Genomic DNA, 20,463 nt, shown 5'->3' with positions numbered 1-20,463 from the left:
AAACTATGATAGATAACGTAAAAGTATCTTCCCACCAACTAATGATTCTTGTCTTTTTATATTCCATCGGCACTGTGATCCTGCATACACCATCTCTCATGGCCCATTTTGCAAAGCAAGATGCATGGATCGCAGCCATCATCGGTGCAGGAGCAGGAATCCTATTAACGGGTTTATACATAAAGGTCGGGAACCTATTTCCATCCCTCTCACTAGATCGATTGAACGAAAGGTTATTTGGTAAATTTATCGGAAAGACGGTCAACATCTTCTTCTTTTTTTGGGCTTTTGTGTCTTCGTCAGAAATCGTCTTTTATATTGGTGATTTTGTTGCAACTTTCTGGATGCCGGAAACCCCTTCTTTTGCTATACATATCATGTTTTCTTTCATTGTTATTCTGGCAGTAAGACTCGGCATAGAACCCATAAGCCGGTTAACGGAAATATTATTCCTGCCTGTTACCTTATTACTTGTTATTTTGATCATCGCCATCGTCCCAGAAGTAGAATGGATGAACATTCAGCCTGTACTAGAAGTCGGAATCAGACCCATCATACGGGCAGCATTAGTCTTTGTAAGTTTTTTCTCATTGTCTACTGTCATGTTCTTGATGATCTATCCCTCACTTGTAACCGAGAGGAAAAAGGCTGCTAAAGGCTTTTTAAAGGGCACGATTTATGCAGGGATCATACTTGTCGTTGTGATGGGCCTTAACATCCTGGTGTTAGGTGTTGATCTAACGACCAGAAACATCGCTCCCAGTTATGCCTTGGCGAGGAAGATCAACATTGGGAACTTCATAACCCGTATCGAGTCCTTTTTGGCTTTGTTCTGGATTATGACCGTATTCATACGAGGGGTGGTCTATTTTTATGTATCGGTCGTCGTTTTTTCAAACATATTTGAAGTGAAAGATTATCGTCACCTATGTTCACCACTCGGTATGATTATGGTTGTCTTATCCTTGATTCTATATCCTAACATCCAAGCTGCAGGCACGTATGACAAAGATATCTGGCTCCCTTTCGTGTCGATCGTGGGTCTGTTCATGCCATTATTGCTGCTCGTAGCAGCCAGGATCAGAAAGCGGGTCGATAGATAGGCCACTCTCCTCATAAAGGATGGCTTAGTTCAAATGCTCAAAAGAATGGTTTATCTCATAATGGTGAAAAATGTTAATAATAACAATTAAAGATTAAAGGAGCAGCCAAAAAAGGAGTAACGTTCATGAAACGGATAATAACCATCCTTACTGTACTAACTTTATTGCTATCACTTACTACAGGATGCTGGAATCGCCGCGAGCTGAATGAACTCGCCATTACGTTAGCGATGGGATTAGACCTTACGAAGGACGGGAAATACCTGGTAACTGCCCAAGTCGTCAATCCTTCAGAGATAGCAGGGGATAAAGGCGGCGGTGGAGGTGATTCACCGGTGGTCATCTACCAGGAGAAAGGGGAGACGGTATTTGAGGCCATCCGGAAGATGACAAAGGAATCACCTAGAAAAATCTATCCTTCTCATCTTCGCATGTTAATTATTGGTGAATCGTTAGCAAAAAAAGGAATCGGGAAACCGTTAGATCTGCTCTCAAGAGACTGGGAACTCCGTTCGGATTTTTATGTGGCTGTCTCTAAAGGTGTTAGGGCGGAAGAGGTATTAAAAGTACCTACCTCTTTAGAGAAGACACCAGCCAATAAGATGTTCGATAACCTTGAAGTCTCTGCGGAGGCTTGGTCGGCTACAAGTGCCGTTATGTTAGATGAACTGATCACAGATATGGTCAGTCCTGGAAAACAACCGGTATTAACTGGGATCACAGCAGACATAAAGGGAGATAAAAGAACAACTTTAAGCAAGCAGAACGTAGAGTTGATCGATACTCCAGCTAAAATATACTTTAACCAGTTAGCTGTGTTCAAGAAAGATAAACTGATTGGTTGGCTGAATGAGAATCAAAGCAAAACGTACAACATCATCACGAATAAAGAGGTAAGTACGGTGGTCAACATACCGTGTCCTGATGGCGGGAAAGCGGTATACCAAGTGACAAAATCAGACTCAAAAGTAAAGGGAAAGATTAGGAACGGCAGACCCGAGATCGATATTAATATACAGGTCGAGGGAAACGTTGGCGAAGTTGAATGTAAGGTCGATCTATCGAAACAAGAAACGATCGACATGTTAGAGAAAAGCTATGAAAAAGAAAAGAAAGAGATTTTAGTTAAAAGTGTGAAGCAGATCCAGGAAAAATACAAAGTCGATATCTTCGGATTTGGAGATGCGATCCATCGGACCGACCCAAAAGCATGGAGCAAACTGAAAAAGGATTGGGATAAAAACTTTGAGGACTTAAAGGTTAACATTCAGCTCAATGGTGAGATCAGACGAGTGGGGACGATCGGCAATTCTTTCTTGAATGATATCAAGTAATGTAAGATAACATTTCTATGGTCGTTTCGATAAACACTTAAAAAATTTGTATAACCACACACTCAACGAGCAGTGTGGTTTTTCTGTTGTTCAACTAACCGTTCAATGGGGATAATCCATTCCATGCAATTTTTGTAAAATTTCAAAAAAATGAAGAATCGTTTAAATTTGTTGTTGAACACACTATTAGTGAATTCTTTTTTATAGCTTAATATTCGGACTATAAGGACAATATTTTAGGGAAAATAAACAGATTAAATGGAAAAAAGTTGATTTTAATCAAGATCCTATTGTGGGTTAAAAAATGAGCTTTTGAGGGAATGAACTGGTGCATCAGCTTACTTTATGGTAAGGCCTAGCTATTTTTATTTTTTTTGAACTCTTCCTAATTTAATTATAGCATGTAAAAAATGGATAATATAGACTTTTTATTCTCATTTACTACTGCTAAAATCAATAGAACCTTAATGGTTAGGAGAGATGTAGAATGAGTTCTTTGGTTCTCGGTCTTAAGGAGATGGAAAAAACACAGCTTTTGCTTGTTGGCGGAAAAGGGTTAAATTTAGGGGAATTATCAAAAATTCAAGGAATACAAGTACCAAAAGGATTTTGTATTACAACAGTAGGATATCAAAAAGCCATCGAACAAAACGAAACGTTTCAGGCTTTGTTGGATAAACTAACACTGTTAAAAGTAGAGGATCGAGATCAAGTTGGTGAAATCAGCAGGAAGATTCGGAAAATCATTATGGACGTAGAGATTCCTTCAGATGTTGTGAAAGCTGTTGCTCACTATCTCTCACAGTTTGGCAATGAACATGCTTATGCAGTGCGTTCCAGTGCAACTGCTGAAGATTTACCACATGCCTCTTTTGCCGGTCAACAAGACACCTATTTAAATATCATCGGAAAAGAAGCCATTTTGCGGCACATTAGCAAATGTTGGGCTTCCCTATTTACGGATCGTGCCGTGATTTACCGTATACAAAACGGATTTGACCACAGCCAAGTGCATTTATCCGTTATCATTCAACGGATGGTATTCCCACACGCTTCAGGAATTTTATTTACAGCTGATCCAATTACTTCCAATCGAAAGCTGCTATCGATCGATGCTAGCTTTGGACTAGGAGAGGCACTTGTCTCCGGCTTGGTATCTGCCGATTGCTATAAGGTTCAAGAAGATACAATCGTCGATAAGATGATAGCAACCAAAAAATTGGCTATCTATGGACGAAAAGAAGGCGGAACGGAGACAAAGCAGATCGATCCTGATCAACAAAAGGCTCAAACACTTACTGAACAACAAATTTTACAACTGGCACGCATCGGAAGACAGATTGAAGCTTATTTTGGTTGCCCACAAGATATCGAATGGTGTTTGGTTGATGATACATTTTATATTGTCCAGAGTCGGCCAATCACTACTTTATACCCCATCCCTGAAGTAAATGATCAGGAAAATCACGTTTATGTATCTGTCGGTCACCAACAAATGATGACCGACCCCATGAAACCATTGGGATTATCTTTTTTCCTGTTAACGACTTTTGCACCCATGCGTAAAGCTGGTGGAAGGTTGTTTGTTGATATTACACATAATCTGGCTTCACCTGTAAGCAGAGAAATTTTATTAGATACCTTGGGACAATCCGATCCGCTCATAAAAGACGCACTTATGACCATAATTAAGCGAGGAGATTTTATAAAATCGTTACCGAATGATAAAAAAGAACAGAGTCCCGGTAAAAGAAATAAAGGTATGTCGTCTGCGGGTTTTCAAGCACAAATCGAAAACGATCCGACAATCGTTTCTGATTTGATTAAGAGTAGTCAAACATCGATAGAAGAGTTAAAGCAAAACATCCAAATGAAATCTGGATCAGATTTATTTGATTTTATTAAAGAAGATATCCAGCAATTAAAGAAGATTTTATTTGATCCACAAAGTTTGGGTGTGATTATGGCTGCTATGGATGCTTCATCATGGATCAATGAAAAAATGAACAAGTGGTTAGGTGACAAAAATGTAGCAGATACGCTTTCTCAATCTGTACCAAACAATATCACTTCGGAAATGGGTCTGGCGCTACTGGATGTCGCAGATGTGATTCGTCCTTATCCTGAAGTAATTGATTATTTACAACATGTAAAAGATGATAACTTTTTGGATGAACTAGCAAAGTTTGATGGTGGGGAGGAAACCCAAGACGCTATCTATGATTATCTCAGCAAATACGGGATGCGATGTAACGGAGAAATCGATATTACTAAAACTCGTTGGAGCGAAAAACCAACTACACTCGTCCCCATGATTCTTAGTAATATCAAAAACTCTGAGCCTAATGCTAGCAATCGGAAATTTGAGCAAGGGCGACAGGAAGCTTTGAAAAAAGAACAAGAGTTATTAGATCGATTAAAGCAATTACCGGATGGTGAACAAAAAGCCAAAGAAACAAAACGAATGATCGACCTAATCCGGAATTTCATGGGTTATCGGGAATATCCAAAATACGGCATGGTTAATCGCTACTTCGTTTATAAGCAGGCTTTACTGAAAGAAGCCGAACAACTCGTAAAAGCAAACGTTATTCATGAAAAAGAAGATATATACTATCTCACTTTTGAAGAACTTCACGAAGTCGTACGCACAAATAAACTAGATTACCAGATCATCAGCAAACGAAAAGACGAGTACAAACTATATAAAAAACTAACTCCCCCCCCCCGTGTTATCACGTCTGATGGTGAAATCATTGTAGGTGAATACAAACGAGAAAATCTACCAGCTGAAGCTTTTGTAGGTCTACCGGTTTCTTCCGGGGTTATAGAGGGCAGAGCTCGCGTCATCTTAAAAATGGAAGATGCTGATCTAGAAGATGGAGATATCTTAGTCACTGCCTTTACTGACCCTAGCTGGACACCATTGTTTGTATCCATAAAAGGCCTAGTCACCGAAGTTGGTGGACTGATGACCCATGGAGCGGTTATTGCACGTGAATATGGCTTGCCAGCAGTTGTCGGTGTAGAAAATGCTACCAAGCTAATCAAGGATGGACAAAGGATCAGGGTGAATGGAGCAGAAGGGTATATAGAATTACTATAATTCATTACATTTTAATCATAAAAGAAGAGCATTCGAATTAGGAGAATCATTGACATCGTGGTGCTTTGGAACAATCGGGTGCATTTCTTATGGAGAATTTTTTTCCGAGAATTATCCAGCTAGAAGCGCGATAGAAGTTGCTCGTTTACCTAAAGATGCTTTGATTGAAATCGAAGCGGTTGCTGTGATTTAATTAATAATTATTGAAAAAGAGAAATACAGGAGGAGAATACTTATGAATTTAGCACAATTCCCAAGACAGCGATATACACCAACATTTACTCCTATTGAGAAACTACCTCACTTCTCTGAAGTACTGGGAGGCCCTTCCATTTATATGAAACGAGATGATTTACTGGGGCTTGCGGCTGGTGGAAATAAAACAAGAAAACTAGAATTCCTTGTTGCCGATGCATTAGAAAAAGGAGCGGATACGTTAATTACATGCGGGGGCATTCAATCAAATCATTGCCGCTTAACACTGGCCGCTGCCGTTAAAGAGAAAATGAGGTGTATCCTCGTATTAGAAGAAGGCCTGACAAATGCTGAGCCGGATTTTAATGGCAACTATTTTTTGTATCATCTACTGGGTGCTGAAAAAGTCAAGGTGGTACCGAATGGGACGGACTTGATGAAGGAAATGCAGAAAATAGCTAAAGAAGTAACGGATGAGGGGCATAAACCTTACATCATTCCTGTTGGGGGATCTAATGTCATCGGCGCCACGGGATATACTGCTTGCGCTCAAGAGATTTTGGCACAATCCTTTGATCAAGGAGTCAGAATAAATGCGGTCGTTTGTGTTAGTGGCAGCGGGGGAATGCATGCAGGTTTGGTTACTGGCTTTTATGGAAATCAAAGCAGAATACCGGTAATCGGAATAAACGTAAGCAGAGGAAAACAAGAGCAAGAAGAGAAAGTTTTTCAGCTTGTTAAGGAATCATCTGAACACATTGGCATTTCAAGTTCAATCCCACGTGAGGCTGTTACCTGTTTTGACGAGTACGTCGGACCAGGCTACGCTTTAACTACGCCTGAAATGGTGGAAGCTGTCAAGCTCATGGCAAGAACAGAAGGAATTTTGCTCGATCCGGTATATACAGGTAAAGCAGCAGCAGGACTCATTGATTTAATTCAAAAAGGCACCTTTAAGCCGGACGATAACATCCTTTTCGTGCACTCTGGCGGAGCCTCATCTTTATACGCCAATACTTCGCTCTTTAAGGAATCCTCCCGATAAAGTGCAGATAGTATAGGTTAAGTCGTTTATTGAATGGAGAAAAAGCGGAGAGAATTCAAGTTTATTTAGGCATTGTCAGTCAATAAGACTCGCTCTACAAACGGGTGCATTTCTTCAAGGAGGAGAAATGCACTTTTTAATTGTAGTTAAGGGAAAATTGTAAAATACAAAGTTGGTGGTGTTTGATATAATAGCTTTTTTTTGATCGTGATGGTACCATTGGTCGAACAGTAAGTAGATACATCCGTATGAATTTACTATGTATGATTTCATTTTTTTTAGGAACTAAATGTGTTTTTTTGATTAGTGTTATACCACGATCGGGTGCGTTAGTTGAAATGTATCTAGATGAATAAGCCCAAGCCAATAAAGGCTCGGACTTTTTTATGTTTGTTGATCAGTAATATAAGTTTTAACAGTTGGAGGTTCATATTTATCAAACTTATTAAGAAGCTCGTTAGCATTTTCGGCACTGATTGACATTCCTCTATACTTATCCTGTAGAAAACCTTCTGTTGTCATATGATCAAACAGAGATATTAGCGGTTTAAAGTATTGATTAATATTTAAGAACCCACAAGGTTTTTGATGAAGTCCTAATTGTGCCCACGTGAAGATTTCAAAAAACTCCTCCAAAGTTCCTGGGCCGCCAGGTAACATAATAAAACCATCGGCTAATTCAGTCATTTTTGCTTTTCTTTCATGCATGGAATCTACAACAATTAGTTCAGATAATTTCTTATGTGATATTTCTCTTTCTTCCAAAAAGCGTGGCATCACTCCAGTAACATGACCACCATTTTGCAAGACAGAATTCGCAACAGCACCCATAACACCTACACTTGCTCCACCGTATACAAGTCCGATATTACGTTTTGCAAGTTCTTCACCTAATTTAGCAGCTTCCTCTACATAAATACTAGACTTTCCGTTACTTGATCCACAAAAGACAGCTACACTTCTCATGTTGTACTTCCTCCTCTTTTAACCACCGTAAAATAGTATAACAAAGAAAATATTGATTTGTTAAACTTAGTAGTGATAAACAAGGAGGCTAAAAAATGAATGTAACAGAATTTCAACACTGGGTTAAAGCATATTATGAAAAACGTGGATGGTCAGACTTAGATATCTTTATTCGTATTGGTTTTTTAGCAGAAGAAACAGGAGAAGTGGCCAGAGCTATAAGAGCTCTTGAAATTGGAAGGAATAGACCTGATGAAGTAACTGGCTCTTTCGAGGATAATAAACAGGAGTTAACCGAAGAATTAGGTGATGTTTTAGGTAACTTAATAGTGATTGCAAACAAGTACGAGATCCCTTTAGAAGATGTGTTTCTTTCACATAAAAAGAAGTTATCAAAACGTTACTCGTTATAATAAATTGTTACTTCTTCAACTAACTGATGCGTTAATTGAAGAACCAGCAAAGGGCTGTTTTCGCAGCTTTTTATTGTAATGAACTAATATAGTTGTATTCAACAATCGGGTGCATTTCTTCAAGAAGGAGAAATGCATCTTTTTATTGAATATGATATTTATGTAATACCAAGATAGGCTGAACTCCCACAGAAATGAATTTATTATAGTGAGGTGGATAATTAAAATGGAGACAAGTAATAAAGTAACAATAACCGTAGAAACAACAGTTCATAAACCGGTTGCAGAAGTTTGAAATTTTGGACTGAGCCACAGCATATAAAAAAATGGAGTTATGCTTCTGATGATTGGCATGCGCCAAATGCCGAAAATGATCTAAAAGTTGGGGGAAGATTTCTTACGAGAATGGAAGCTAAGGATGGTAGCTTTGGATTTGATTTTGGTGGTGTTTATGATGATGTAAGAATAAACGAGTTTATTTCTTACACTCTTGATGATGGAAGAAAAGTTACTATTTCTTTTATAAACCAAGAAAACGACACTAAAGTAATTGAGACTTTTGAAGCAGAAGCCACCAATTCCATTGAAATGCAAGAAGCTGGTTGGCAGGCGTTTCTAGACAATTTTAAAAAATACAGCGAAACCTCTAATTAGGATAACAAAATCCTAACAAATTTAATCTAGATGAATGATTGAGAAATATTTTTCTTCAACAATCGGGTGCATATCTGTAACAAGATATGCACTCTTTTTATAAATTGGGACATTTTCTTGAATATGAGAAGGGATTATTCTAAGTAAATCGAAGTTAATCAAAGATGTTATTTAGTTTTGAGCATAGGGACGTACTACTCAACATTAAGGAGGAAATCGATTATGAGCGACACACAGACATTACGAGGGCTCACCACAGTTAGTTTTTGGACAGACGATCTAGCAGCTGCAAAGAAGTGGTACGCCGAGCTATTGGGTATCGAACCATACTTCGAACGTCCAGGATATGCCGAGTTTCGCCTCGGCGACTACCAGCACGAGCTGGGCCTGATCGATAGCAGCTATGCGCCCGATGGTTCAGCAACCGGCCCTGCCGGTACAATAGTGTACTGGCACGTCGACGATGTAACAGTAACTTTTAAGAAGCTGCTGTCTATGGGAGCGAAAGAGTACGAGGCACCCACAGAGCGCGGCGAGGGGTTCGTCACTGCTTCCGTGGTCGATCCCTTTGGGAACATCCTAGGCATTATGTACAATCAGCACTATTTGGAGGTTCTGGGTTCGACCAGAAAAGCGTGACCCTCGCCGTCTTTCAGAATGGGCGCAAGCATAAAATATAGGAGTTGTGTTTCTTTATTGGTCGTTACAAGGTAGGGAACTGCATACAAGCTGGTAGTTCATTTGATTTAGTAGCTTGATGATAGTACTTTGGTTCTTATTCAGCAAACGGGTGCTATAGTGGAAGATAGGCAGCTCCGGTAAAGACAAACGACTCGTCTATGACGAGTCGTTTTTAATGCTTTTCTACCTGTTTTGCTTAATTGTCTTCCAGAATTCTTTTGCTATTACTTTGTATCCTTTTACATTCAAATGATTATCATCTGGGTTAGGCATGTACTTTTCAAATTTCTGATCGATCACATGGGCTGTAGGCACATAAGTATCACCGTTTTCTACAGTACGCATTTCAATTTCGTTATTAAGTGCGTTCGATAGGGGGACAAGGAAATCCTGAACTTGTTCTGGATAATAGGCAAAAGTATTGTAATATCCCATTACATAAACATCGGCATCTGGATTTAAGGTGTCGATTGTGGTAAGGATAGAGTCTAAGTTTGTGCTGGCAGCGGCTATACCCTGGTGAACAGTGGATGGATTAGTGAGCAGTTTTTGAAAAAGATCATTAGCACCGATTGTAATTGTAATATGAGTGGCTTCACTTAGTTCTTGCCGAATCGTTTCGTTGTTTTCAACATCGTACTTTAATTGTTCAGAGGTATAACCGGAAACAGCAAAATTATCATAATCCGCGAGTTTTGAACTGGATCCATCAAACATATTTTTTAGATAATCTGGATAGCTGAGGTCATATGAACCAGAGGGGGTCATCCCTGCCGGTATCGAATCACCTAATGCTACATATTCATGATTCTGATCGGATGGAAGATAAGCAAATGTTGCTGAACTGTTCGAAAAAAGCGCCCCTATAGTCATCAAACTAAATATCTTTTTTTTCATCTAAATACCTCTCCTTTCGTCTATCATTCTTAAATATAAGTTTATTTTCGTATCATGAGTATCGAAAGCATACAATTTAATTACCTCCTTGTTCTATTCGATTTCCTACATTCATTATATAAACGCCAATAGTATGAATCCTGTTATTCCGTGCTTTTACTGAACAGATCACCAATATCATCGTAAAGAGCAGGTTGGAACCTAATCGGTGTAGAATGTAATAACATCTATCCAAAATGCTGGACCAGATTCGTATTTTAAGTAATTTAACAAGGATAAAAGAGGTGATAAAGTGTGGACTGGTTGAAACGGATGGAAGACGCTTTGGAGTTCATGGAGAGCAAGATGAACGAACCGCTTGATATTGAAGCGATCGCGAAGGTTGCTTGTTCCTCCCCCTTCCATTTTCAACGGATGTTCCATATGTTAACTGGAATGACCGTAGGCGAATATGTACGAAAACGCAAATTGACGTTAGCTGCACAAGAATTTGCCGTATCCTCCTCGAAAGTGATTGATGTAGCTTTGAAATATGGATATAATTCGCCGGAATCATTCTCCAAATTGTTCCGTAAAATCCATGGTATTTCACCATCTGAAGCTCGACGTTCAGGTGTTTCATTAAAAGCTTTTCCCCGCATTTCGTTCCAACTCACGATCCGTGGAGAAAAGGAAGTGGATTATCTCATTGAGGAAAAAGAGTCGTTTATCGTAATCGGAAAATCCGCTTCGTTAACATGTGGAAATGAAGGCCGCACTCGACAATGGTTTTGGGGAGAATGTCAGCGGGACGGGACACTTGCGAAAATATATTCCCAGAAAACAGATACGCCTTTACTCGGCCTAACGTTGAATTTTAATGAGAATTTTACATACATGATTGGAAAGAAAGAAGAGGCAGCGGTCCCTACGGAGGGATTAATACTGCAGGAGATACCCACCTCCACCTGGGCTGTCTTCCCATGTGTTGGACCGCTTCCCGTAGCTATCCAGAATGGATTTCGTCAAATTTATCAAGAATGGTTTCCTGCAACCGAATATCAGCATGCCGGACTGCCCGAAATCGAGGTTTATACCCCAGGTAATTCTGAGGCTGAAGGCTACAGATCTGAAGTGTGGATTCCAGTTATGAAAAAATGAACCTTTAAAATTGACCTTCTTATCTAAATATTTTTCTATAATGGTTCAAACTACTATTATGTGAATTGAACTTGTTAAGATTGCTTGATACTGCCTTCGACGATACATGCGGCAACCTTATTCAGATAGTGCAGAAGTAACTTTATGACTCTGCCATACGAGCCAGTAAATATTCAATCAGCTGAGTTTCGCAAACACCTGGTATGGTTTGTTGACGAATGTTATGGCCAACATGGAGTTAAAACCAAAGAAAAAGATTCGAATAATCTCTTGTTCAACAATCGGGTAGTTGAAGATCCTGGAGCTGATTTTAGCTCTTTTTTTATTGCACTAAAGAAAAGTATTGTTGAAAAAAGAATGATAAAATAAATTTAAGCTAGAATTATGGTTTTTACAAAAAGGGAAGTTTCAATTTTGAGGAAAGATATCAATCTTTATTCATGGCTACTGGTCGTTTTAGGTATTGTAGTTCTTGGTCGATTTTCCTTTAAAAGATATACAGATTATTTTGATTTAGCATATATCATTGTTTTGCTGTTTATAATAATTTACTTATATCGAGCAAAGAAAAGAAACAGAAAGCATCCAAAAGATTTATTTTAATATTGTTCTAACATCTTCAAATAACGAATGCATTAGTTGAAGAACCAGGAGCTGTTTGTGGGCTCTTTTTTATTGTAATGGTTATTCCACAAACGGGTGCAGTTATTCAAGAAGAAGAAGTGCTCAATTTATTGAACTTATTAAACAAACGGCCAGGAAAGCGGAATAAGATATAGTGAAACGTAAAATCATTTATTACAGCTTATTAAGGGGGAGTTTATATAAAAATTAAGCAGATTCTTTCTTTCCTGCTATTAGTTATTTTTTTATGTTCCTTCATATTTCCAACTACATCATTTGCAATTAAATGGGTTCACAAGTTTGTCGTTTGGGACGGTTATGTTTATGTTTTGAAAGATGAGTACGTAAAAGAAATAGATAAGGAGATTGGGCAGGTTTCGAAGTATTCAGACATGGAACAGTACCCTGGAAACTTCTCAAACGTTTATAGGAAAGGAACTAAATATTATTCAATTAAAGATATTAGTACAGATGAATCAATAGCGGTTGAAGATGAAAGTGGAAAATATAAAAAAGCAGTAAGAGAAAAGGAGTATACATTTGACGGTACTGTGGAAGACAATTCAAAAGGTACTATTAATGAAGGAAAGTTTAATTTCTCGGATAAAGATATAATTCTTTTAGTTTTACTTACTATTGGTATATTTGTTATTTTTTTCATTGCAAAGAAAATAAAAAGGTGATTAAACTTATTCAACAATCGGGTGCCCTTGTAGTGCAGGACACTTTACTGCTTCTAAAAAAATTGGAAGTAGAAAAGGATAGTAAGGATCCCTTGTGGAATGGAATGTAGGATAAATGAAAGCAAAAAGGAGAAATTTATGTGCCGAAACATTAAAACATTATTTAATTTCGACCCACCAGCTACCGATGAAGAGATTCATGCAGCAGCTATTCAGTACGTCAGAAAGATAACGGGCTATAACAAGCCCTCAAAGGCGAACGAAGAGGCGTTTAATCGCACAGTAAATGAAGTAGCAATGATTACTAGGAATCTATTGGACACTCTGGAAACCAGTGCAGAACCTCGCAATCGTGAGGTCGAAGCTGAGCGTGCTCGTGTCAGAGCAGCTAAAAGGTTTGGTACAAGTTAGCGAGGAATAAAGAATAGAAAAGAGTTAAAGCAATTGTGTTAACCTTAATAATATTGTTGATCTTCTGTAATAGGGCGCAAGAATTGAACAAAGCTTGAATGCAAAATATTACTATTCAACAAACGGCTGCTTTAATGGAATAATGTTTTTCGAAAAACGACCATACAATTTGGTCGTTTTCTTGTTATTTTTTCATATCGCTCTTAATTACCGAAGATACAAGAACAGGGGTGGGAGGATGAAAGGCAACATCTTTTGTTTTCAGTTAATGAAGTTATTTAAGGTCAGATTAAAATATCAGAAGCAATGTTACTCAATCCAGTAATGAGCTAGTAGTTATAATAGGATAAAGATTTCCATCAACAGCAAAAGAAACTCTTCCTGTTTCTTCAGAAACAACAAGAACAAGAGCATCACTCTTTTCGGTTAAGCCAAGTGCGGCACGGTGACGAGTACCAAGCTTTTTTTTATTTACAATCCTGTTTGATAAAGGTAAAACGTTTGCTGCAGACAAAATTAGATTATTACGGACTAAAACTGCACCATCATGAAGAGGATTTCCAGGGTAAAAAATGGATTCTAATAAAGAATGTGTTAAAGTTGCACCAATAGGAGTACCCGGTTTTATTAAAGAATCTAGTTGATATTTACCCTCAATTACAATTAATGCACCATGTCTTTGATTTGATAGTTGTTGGATACAGGTAGATAAATCTAAATATTTGTCAGTAAATGGAGATAGATAACAATTTAAATAAAACGATGCAGCTACTGTTTCTATTTGTTCAAATTTTCCTTTTATATCCTCTAATTTTCCTAAAAGACAATACTCTTCATTTTCTAATGATTTTATTCCTTTATTAATTTCAGCTGAAACAAGTTTTAGACCTTCCATTAACTGATCTTTGAGTGGTGAAAAGTCGCAACTATTTAGGTTCATGACCATATACACCTCGTTTTAAAAGGGAGATGTCTATATCATCACCCATAATAGATTTTAACTTATTTTACTTTAAATTCATTTAATACCAATTCTTCGGTTTGGGGCATGGTTAAACCGAGATGCCAACACCCCATACCAGCTAAGTTATATTCTTTTATTAGTCGAAGTTTTTTCAAGAGACTACGGGGATCCTCGAACCACACCTCATGTAAAGTTCCTTGTTTATCGATATAGCGAAACCATGGTGCAGCAGCATTTAAATCGTAATGAATCTGGCTCTGATAACCTATATATAGATCTATTGCACGTTGTGTTGAGTAAGCTTTACCAACCTTTTTTTCTTCAGAAATAGTCCAATCATATGCATATTGTGGAATACCAAGTTTTGATCGTGGTACTACAGAAACTGCATAATTTATTGTTTCCTTTACTTTATCAATTGGAGCAATAGGACCGGATGGACCACCAGGCCAGTGCCAATCATAGGTCATTAAAAACATCTTATCTAAGAACTTCCCAAGTGTTCTGTAATCGTATGCTGTAGAATGAAGAGGCACTTTATCTCCTTGTTTAGGAGGAACTGCCATCAATATTTCCATCCCAGAAGGATGCAGCCTTTTAGCTAAATCTTTTATAAATAGATTTAGGCTAGAACGATCTTTCTCTCTTACCTGTTCAAAATCTATAACTACACCTTTATAGTCATTACTGTGTAAAAGGGAATATATATTATTGATAAAATTTTGTCTTCTCCAAGGATTACTTATTAAATGATGGGTTAAATCAGGATCAAAACCTTTTTCACTTAAATTTGAAATTGTGGCGTAAGGGGGCAGGTTTTGTTTCCATGCGAGCTTATGAGCTTCATTTTCTTCTAGCCCAATGATACGTCCAGAGTAATCTGGTTTATACTCAAAAACAAATATACTTGATAGAGTATTGCTGTAATTACTTAGAATCCAATGGTTTGTATTTTTATCCTTAGGAACAAAATAAGTTCCAGTCCAAATTTTCTTTTGGTTGGAGTGAGGAATTTTTAGCTTTTGTCCAGGGACAATTACTTTGCTTTTTAGTTGATTATTTCGCATTAAGTTTCCCTCGTTAATGGAATGACGGTAAGCAATTTCCCAGAAACTCACCTGGTTGCACATAATAATTTGAGCCCGGTATGACAAGAGCTTGACCTAAAACGAGTTGAGCATTTTTTGCTAAACCATTTAGCTTTGCAATTTCGTCTCTGTTTAGTTTGTACTGTTTTGATATTTTGTCTAAGGTATCACCAGATTTCACTTCATAAATTACTTGTGCCTGCGTAATAGCAGGTAAAAATAAAAATGAAGCAATGACTATAAACATACACATTACTTTTTTTTTCATAATACACGTCTCCTTGAGAAGTTTCTTATGGAAAATAGTTTATGTAGTTACAGGAATGTTAAACAGTTATTTAATTACCGAAATTAACCATTTTATCTATTAATGTGCTACTACCGACGTTCATTGAAAAATCATTCTTTTGAGGTAAGACAATAAATCTCGCCAAAGGACACTTACCTATTAGTAAGTTAATGCGTGGATATGGTGAAAGTATTGAAACGTTATGCACCAAAAGATAAAGTTTCATCAATAGTCTAAAAACTAAAAAAGTATGAAAGAGTTTAGGATATGAAGGTTGTTTATCAACCTTCATATCCTACCTTTTTATGTGAATATTCGACTGATACCTTTTCATTTCATATTTCACATCAACTTTGCCTCCTTTTAATACTTTTGAATATGGGCAAAAATTGCTGAACCTGTTTTACAAGATCTACAGCACATCTTGAGAAACACATGGGAGAAAAGAAATATAAAGATTTTAAGTTCAAAATTAAGAAAAGCATTTGGAAAAATATTTTAAAAGCGAGAATTTCCTCTCCCAAAAACAATGCTCGTGATTCTCACTAGATTTTGTTTAACCTATTTTTTATAAAATTGTTCTTAATCAATTTTATAATAAGAAGGAGCGGTAGATACAAATATACAAAACCAATTCCTACTTTAGAAGTAAGATTAATAAGATGATCAATACTTTTAAATTCTTGCAAACTAATAGCAGCAATCATCTCTGCAAGAAGAAGCATTTTTAAAGACGCTTTTGGGGGAATTGAAAAAGTTCTTTTTATTATTCTTGTACAGGCCCATAAAGAAATACATATGGGGGATATAACGACTAACAACCAAATAAATATGAACGCATATTCAAATCTTTCTAAAAAGGAAAAGTGCACAATTTTTACCATCATTAGAGTGGCCCATGGTAACTGCTGTAATACCTCTTGATTGAAGTATAGGAAAGATATCAAAGTTACAATTAAATAAACAATAATTGTATATAAATTTCCAAAATATGCCCATTTCGAAATGTTTTTTGAATTCGGATTCCTTCTAATGAAGGGATAATAAATCACTATCCACTCGAAACCAAGAAAAAGCAGGGAAAAAGCCTTAGAAGATATAAATAGCTCACTGAGGGAATGGCTAAAAGCTGGGAGTAAATAAATATAATTGGTATGTTTCATTGGAAAATATATCAAAAAGAATAGAAAAGAAGGTAAAACAACTCCCCAGAAACTAAAACCAGATAAAGTACGGAAGCCACTTTTTATTAAGTAATAAAATGTAAGTCCAAACACGATACAAAGTTGCCATGTTTTTATTGTAGGATATACCCATATTTGTATGACCTCAATATAGGCGCGTAGAACAGTTAGAGAAGCTAACCAGAAATAGATCATTGCCAGGACAGACAATATGTTACCCATTGTTTTTCCAAAGCAATAGTGATGAACCGCTACTAAGTCATTGTTTTCCTCATCTAAAAGCTTAAAAATAATATAGAGTATGATATGAGTTATAACACCAGTAATTATTAAAGAAATCCAAGCATCTTGTTCGGCTCCTTTAATAACTTGATTTTGGAAATTTAAAATTCCAACACCGGTTTGTGAAGAGTGAATGAGAAAAAATGTAAAAAAAGCTGAAACTTGAAAATGTTTTTCTACGTTAACTTTCAATATTTCCAACCCCAGTTTGTCTAACTATAATTTTGGTATTTACATCAAATTTCATATTACGATAAATCATTTTGTAAAAATTCTGCTCAGAATAATTGCTGCGATTAACTTTATATATTCTTCCTAAACCTACAGGATCTACACCATTTGCCTGAAAATCCTTAAGAAGTGATTCCGCTTCGGTTGAAATAGATTTTTGCAGGGCTTTTTTAAATAAAATAAGATCTCTTTCCTTTTCCAATTTGACTCCCTTGGGCAACCCCTCAAGTTTTATATTTAAAGTTAGATCCATCTTGGCTTTTTCTTGGTTCCCTTCCTTGATGACTTTCACCTTATGTTTTCCATAAAGAATTCTGACTCCAATATTACCTTTGTGTTCATTCTTGTCTAAGTTGAAGCTATATACGCCATTTTTGTTTCTGTCCATCATTAATTTTAATAAGAAGGCTTCTTTATCTGATATCTTAAATTTTAATTTATCACCTTTAAAAATTCCCATTCCATCGATTTTAATATCTCCTTTAGAATCCACTTTAAGATTTGGAAAGGACATATCAATTCCACTTCCAAAGTATTGATCATACATTACATGGAGGTTAATATCTGGAATACCTTCATCTTCAATACTTTTATCAATTAAATTCTTTAGGTATAGCGGACTCTTATTCAGGGTTTTTCTTAGGATTAAATCTGGAGACCCATCTGAGATGACAATTCTTATAACACCAATCTTAGGATCTTTACAGATTGTGTCCAATACGTCTGCAAGACCATACCTACTGAGTTTGTCGCCAAATATCATAACCCTTAATTGGCCCACTTCATACTCGAATTGGGATTTATGACCAAGCTCATTCTGTAGACTAGATGGATTTTTAGCTTCAGCTGTTAAAAGAGTAGAATTACCTTCAGTAGCATAATTGGGATACACAACACTTGCTTTTAACATTTTTTTCTCTCTATCAAAGCCTATATAATGCATTAATGAGACTTCATCAATAATGCTTTTGGGTATACACCCTGACAAGAAAAGAGACAAAGCAACACACCCTATTCTTTGGGCAAATTTCTTATTCGTCATTGATATCCTCCTTTCTCTTTTCCCTTTCTTTAGGTGAATATTTCATTTTAAGTTTAGGGTGTAAAAAATCCGACCTTTTGTTTATTTTTTTATAAGACAATCTTAGGAAACTGTCATTAAAATTTTTAATACGAAATGGATATAAAGGAACCATGTAAGGAGTACCAAACGATTTTAAATTAAACAGGTGGCACAGTAATATTGTGATTCCGAGTATGATGCCCAGTCCACCAAATAAGGCTGACATAATGATAAAAGGAAATCTTAATAAACGAATTGAGTTGGACATGGTTATAATTGGCGTTGTAAATGAAGCCAATGCTGAAAGGGCTACAATGATCAGCAAAATGTTACTCGTCAGGGATGCAGCAACAGCAGCTTGTCCAATAACTATACCCCCAACAATCCCTAAAGTCTGACCAATTTTAGAAGGTAATCGAGCTCCCGCCTCTCTTAATAGCTCAATTGTTATTTCTAAAAAAATCACTTCTATTAATGGCGGAAAGGGTACATTTGCTCTGGTTTTTATAAGCGGTCCCAACAAATCCCCTGGTATCATTTCATAGTGATACGTGACCACCGCAACGTATATAGATGAAGTGAAAATTGAAAAGAAAATCCCCAGAATACGGATAAGACGAAACAATGAACCAATAATCCAGTTATAATAATAATCTTCGGGAGAAATGAAAAAATCGAGTAGAGTGCATGGTCCTGAAATTGCGTAGGGGGAGCCATCGCTAAAAATAGCAACCTGACCATTAGAGACAGTATAAGAAATTCTATCTATTCTCTCCGAAGTTAAGTAAAGAGGGAAAGGAGTATTAGAATTATCACTAATGATTTGATCAAGTGCAGATACATCCCAGACAATGTCAAAGTCTATATTAGATAGTCTCTTTCTTACCGTTTTTATATGCTCTTCATTTGTTATTCCGTCTAAATAAACCATCATAACTCTTGTCTTTGACAGTGTTCCAATAACCAGCTCTTCAGTAACTAACAGGGGAGATTTTAATTTTTTTCTGAGTAAAGATATATTCATATCCAAATTTTCAACGAAACCTATTTTTGGTCCGGTGACACTGAATTCGTTCTCAGTTTCATTAAATTGTCTCATACCTGTAGATGAATTACTTACATTTATTAAAAGGCATTCATCTGATGCATTTTCCAACTTAATGAGTACATAACCTTTATAGATTTTATCTTCAATCTCCTTTATATCACTCGTCTTTACGACATCTTCAAGAGGTAAGTCTTTTTGAAATGTATGTAAGTCTAAAACTTCATTTTGTCTTGGTTCATAATCAGCGATATAGGGAAGTAAAACCTTTTGCATAATATCACGATCAATTAATGTATTAAAGTATGAAATGAATACCATGGAAGTAGAGATGTTTTTTCTGATCTCTTTGAAATCATTCGATTTTTTGGCAGCATCTATGACTTCTTTAAAAGTACTGTGATTTACTATAGGTTTTTGGTTTGTATTTGTATCTGAATCTGTATCATTTTTAACCATCAAAGTTTCTCCCTATACCAGTATCAACACTTAGTATGGTTGCTGAGAAAAAATGTATTCATTTACACTTTTGCTTCCTTTTTTGTATGCCAAAAGGGAAAAGTAGTGATAAATGTAAATTATTTTAAACATCTCTCATGACATATCATAATATTCAACTTTTCAAAGGAGCTTTTCGACCAATTAGGAATGTTTGAGGAAATGGAATAATAAATGCACTCGGGATGAAACCTACAGGAAGAGAACCATAAAAATCCTTCCGAATGGAGTGTTACTGTTTATGAGTAGCAGATATTGGATCGTTTGGCGATAATTTTTGCTCTGTTCCTAGGATTAATAATAGACGGCACTAATGCCAGTGCCAAAAACGGGAATTCGCAAGAGAATCCCCAAACATACAAAGCTAATAAAGAGGATATAAAAAAACCTAAAGACGAAAAAGCCATCCATCCGTTTCATGTGAATGTTCCAGAAGCGGAACTTATAGATTTGCGAAGGCGCATAAACGCTACAAGATGACCTGATCAGGAAACAGTTGAGGATACATCGCAAGGCGTGCAGCTCGCAACAATGAAAAAACTCGCAAACTATTGGGCGACTGATTAC

General features: G+C 36.7%; 19 protein-coding genes and 2 pseudogenes. 13 read left to right on the top strand and 8 right to left on the bottom strand.

Annotation, left to right across the window (positions count from 1 at the left end; genetic code table 11):
* Positions 1-5 precede the first annotated feature (5 nt).
* The 5 genes and pseudogenes from IEV52_RS09825 to cuyA all read left to right on the top strand — a co-directional run bounded on the left by IEV52_RS09825 (position 6) and on the right by cuyA (position 6,783).
* Positions 6-1,103 carry a GerAB/ArcD/ProY family transporter gene (locus IEV52_RS09825; protein WP_188402388.1) on the top strand — a complete coding sequence of 366 codons (1,098 nt, stop codon included), beginning with the start codon at positions 6-8 and terminating at the stop codon, positions 1,101-1,103.
* A gap of 125 nt (positions 1,104-1,228) precedes the next feature.
* Positions 1,229-2,437 carry a Ger(x)C family spore germination protein gene (locus tag IEV52_RS09820; protein WP_188402387.1) on the top strand — a complete coding sequence of 403 codons (1,209 nt, stop codon included), beginning with the start codon at positions 1,229-1,231 and terminating at the stop codon, positions 2,435-2,437.
* A gap of 487 nt (positions 2,438-2,924) precedes the next feature.
* Positions 2,925-5,543, top strand: a complete 2,619-nt coding sequence (gene ppsA / locus IEV52_RS09815) for a phosphoenolpyruvate synthase (protein WP_188402386.1) — start codon at positions 2,925-2,927, stop codon at positions 5,541-5,543.
* Positions 5,544-5,631: 88 nt separating this feature from the next.
* A pseudogene (locus IEV52_RS09810) lies at positions 5,632-5,736 on the top strand (Rid family hydrolase); the annotation flags it as partial.
* A gap of 42 nt (positions 5,737-5,778) precedes the next feature.
* The gene (gene cuyA / locus IEV52_RS09805) at positions 5,779-6,783 is read left to right on the top strand and encodes a D-cysteate sulfo-lyase (RefSeq protein WP_188402384.1); all 1,005 of its coding nucleotides are present in this window, start codon (positions 5,779-5,781) and stop codon (positions 6,781-6,783) included.
* Positions 6,784-7,167: 384 nt separating this feature from the next.
* Here cuyA and IEV52_RS09800 read toward each other — a convergent pair whose 3' ends face one another.
* Positions 7,168-7,749, bottom strand: coding sequence for an LOG family protein (locus IEV52_RS09800; RefSeq protein ID WP_188402383.1), 582 nt, complete (start codon positions 7,747-7,749; stop codon positions 7,168-7,170).
* 95 nt (positions 7,750-7,844) lie between these two features.
* Between IEV52_RS09800 and IEV52_RS09795 the strand changes: the two genes are divergently transcribed.
* The 3 genes and pseudogenes from IEV52_RS09795 (at position 7,845) to IEV52_RS09785 (ending at position 9,455) form a co-directional block, all read left to right on the top strand.
* Positions 7,845-8,162 (top strand): MazG nucleotide pyrophosphohydrolase domain-containing protein, encoded by a 318-nt coding sequence (locus IEV52_RS09795; protein WP_188402382.1) that lies wholly within the window; start codon positions 7,845-7,847, stop codon positions 8,160-8,162.
* 226 nt (positions 8,163-8,388) lie between these two features.
* Positions 8,389-8,816, top strand: a pseudogene (locus IEV52_RS09790) (SRPBCC family protein).
* A gap of 222 nt (positions 8,817-9,038) precedes the next feature.
* Positions 9,039-9,455, top strand: coding sequence for a VOC family protein (locus IEV52_RS09785; protein WP_188402381.1), 417 nt, complete (start codon positions 9,039-9,041; stop codon positions 9,453-9,455).
* 225 nt (positions 9,456-9,680) lie between these two features.
* Here IEV52_RS09785 and IEV52_RS09780 read toward each other — a convergent pair whose 3' ends face one another.
* Positions 9,681-10,394, bottom strand: coding sequence for an SGNH/GDSL hydrolase family protein (locus IEV52_RS09780; RefSeq protein WP_188402380.1), 714 nt, complete (start codon positions 10,392-10,394; stop codon positions 9,681-9,683).
* A 294-nt stretch (positions 10,395-10,688) separates the two neighbouring features.
* Here IEV52_RS09780 and IEV52_RS09775 point away from each other — a divergent pair, with 294 nt between their 5' ends.
* The 4 genes from IEV52_RS09775 to IEV52_RS09760 all read left to right on the top strand — a co-directional run bounded on the left by IEV52_RS09775 (position 10,689) and on the right by IEV52_RS09760 (position 13,252).
* A complete protein-coding gene (locus IEV52_RS09775; protein ID WP_205724020.1) occupies positions 10,689-11,534 on the top strand; it encodes an AraC family transcriptional regulator in 846 nt (281 codons plus the stop codon).
* A gap of 144 nt (positions 11,535-11,678) precedes the next feature.
* Positions 11,679-11,903 (top strand): hypothetical protein, encoded by a 225-nt coding sequence (locus tag IEV52_RS09770; protein WP_188402379.1) that lies wholly within the window; start codon positions 11,679-11,681, stop codon positions 11,901-11,903.
* 584 nt (positions 11,904-12,487) lie between these two features.
* Positions 12,488-12,841 (top strand): hypothetical protein, encoded by a 354-nt coding sequence (locus IEV52_RS09765; protein WP_188402378.1) that lies wholly within the window; start codon positions 12,488-12,490, stop codon positions 12,839-12,841.
* A 138-nt stretch (positions 12,842-12,979) separates the two neighbouring features.
* Positions 12,980-13,252 carry a DUF2277 domain-containing protein gene (locus IEV52_RS09760; RefSeq protein WP_188402377.1) on the top strand — a complete coding sequence of 91 codons (273 nt, stop codon included), beginning with the start codon at positions 12,980-12,982 and terminating at the stop codon, positions 13,250-13,252.
* Positions 13,253-13,565: 313 nt separating this feature from the next.
* Here IEV52_RS09760 and cdaS read toward each other — a convergent pair whose 3' ends face one another.
* The 6 genes from cdaS to IEV52_RS09735 all read right to left on the bottom strand — a co-directional run bounded on the left by cdaS (position 13,566) and on the right by IEV52_RS09735 (position 19,857).
* The gene (cdaS, locus tag IEV52_RS09755) at positions 13,566-14,192 is read right to left on the bottom strand and encodes a sporulation-specific diadenylate cyclase CdaS (RefSeq protein ID WP_188402376.1); all 627 of its coding nucleotides are present in this window, start codon (positions 14,190-14,192) and stop codon (positions 13,566-13,568) included.
* A 62-nt stretch (positions 14,193-14,254) separates the two neighbouring features.
* The gene (locus IEV52_RS09750) at positions 14,255-15,283 is read right to left on the bottom strand and encodes a glycosyl hydrolase family 18 protein (RefSeq protein ID WP_229754252.1); all 1,029 of its coding nucleotides are present in this window, start codon (positions 15,281-15,283) and stop codon (positions 14,255-14,257) included.
* A 13-nt stretch (positions 15,284-15,296) separates the two neighbouring features.
* The gene (locus IEV52_RS22305) at positions 15,297-15,572 is read right to left on the bottom strand and encodes a LysM peptidoglycan-binding domain-containing protein (RefSeq protein WP_229754251.1); all 276 of its coding nucleotides are present in this window, start codon (positions 15,570-15,572) and stop codon (positions 15,297-15,299) included.
* Between the two features lie 566 nt (positions 15,573-16,138).
* Positions 16,139-17,251, bottom strand: a complete 1,113-nt coding sequence (locus IEV52_RS09745; RefSeq protein ID WP_188402375.1) for a GerAB/ArcD/ProY family transporter — start codon at positions 17,249-17,251, stop codon at positions 16,139-16,141.
* Positions 17,241-18,332 (bottom strand): Ger(x)C family spore germination protein, encoded by a 1,092-nt coding sequence (locus IEV52_RS09740; protein WP_188402374.1) that lies wholly within the window; start codon positions 18,330-18,332, stop codon positions 17,241-17,243. The genes IEV52_RS09745 and IEV52_RS09740 overlap by 11 nt, the downstream gene beginning before the upstream one ends.
* Entirely contained in the window at positions 18,322-19,857 is a 1,536-nt protein-coding gene (locus tag IEV52_RS09735; protein ID WP_188402373.1) for a spore germination protein, read from the bottom strand. The genes IEV52_RS09740 and IEV52_RS09735 overlap by 11 nt, the downstream gene beginning before the upstream one ends.
* Positions 19,858-20,151: 294 nt before the next feature.
* On the opposite strand from IEV52_RS09735, the gene IEV52_RS22300 reads away from it, so the two are divergent.
* Positions 20,152-20,376, top strand: coding sequence for a hypothetical protein (locus IEV52_RS22300; protein WP_205724019.1), 225 nt, complete (start codon positions 20,152-20,154; stop codon positions 20,374-20,376).
* Positions 20,377-20,463 lie beyond the last annotated feature (87 nt).

This window comes from Fictibacillus barbaricus (genome assembly GCF_014635025.1).
GTDB lineage: Bacteria > Bacillota > Bacilli > Bacillales > Fictibacillaceae > Fictibacillus > Fictibacillus barbaricus.
The sequence above is the reverse complement of the archived record's forward strand: the minus strand, read 5'-3'. Positions and strand labels throughout refer to the sequence as shown.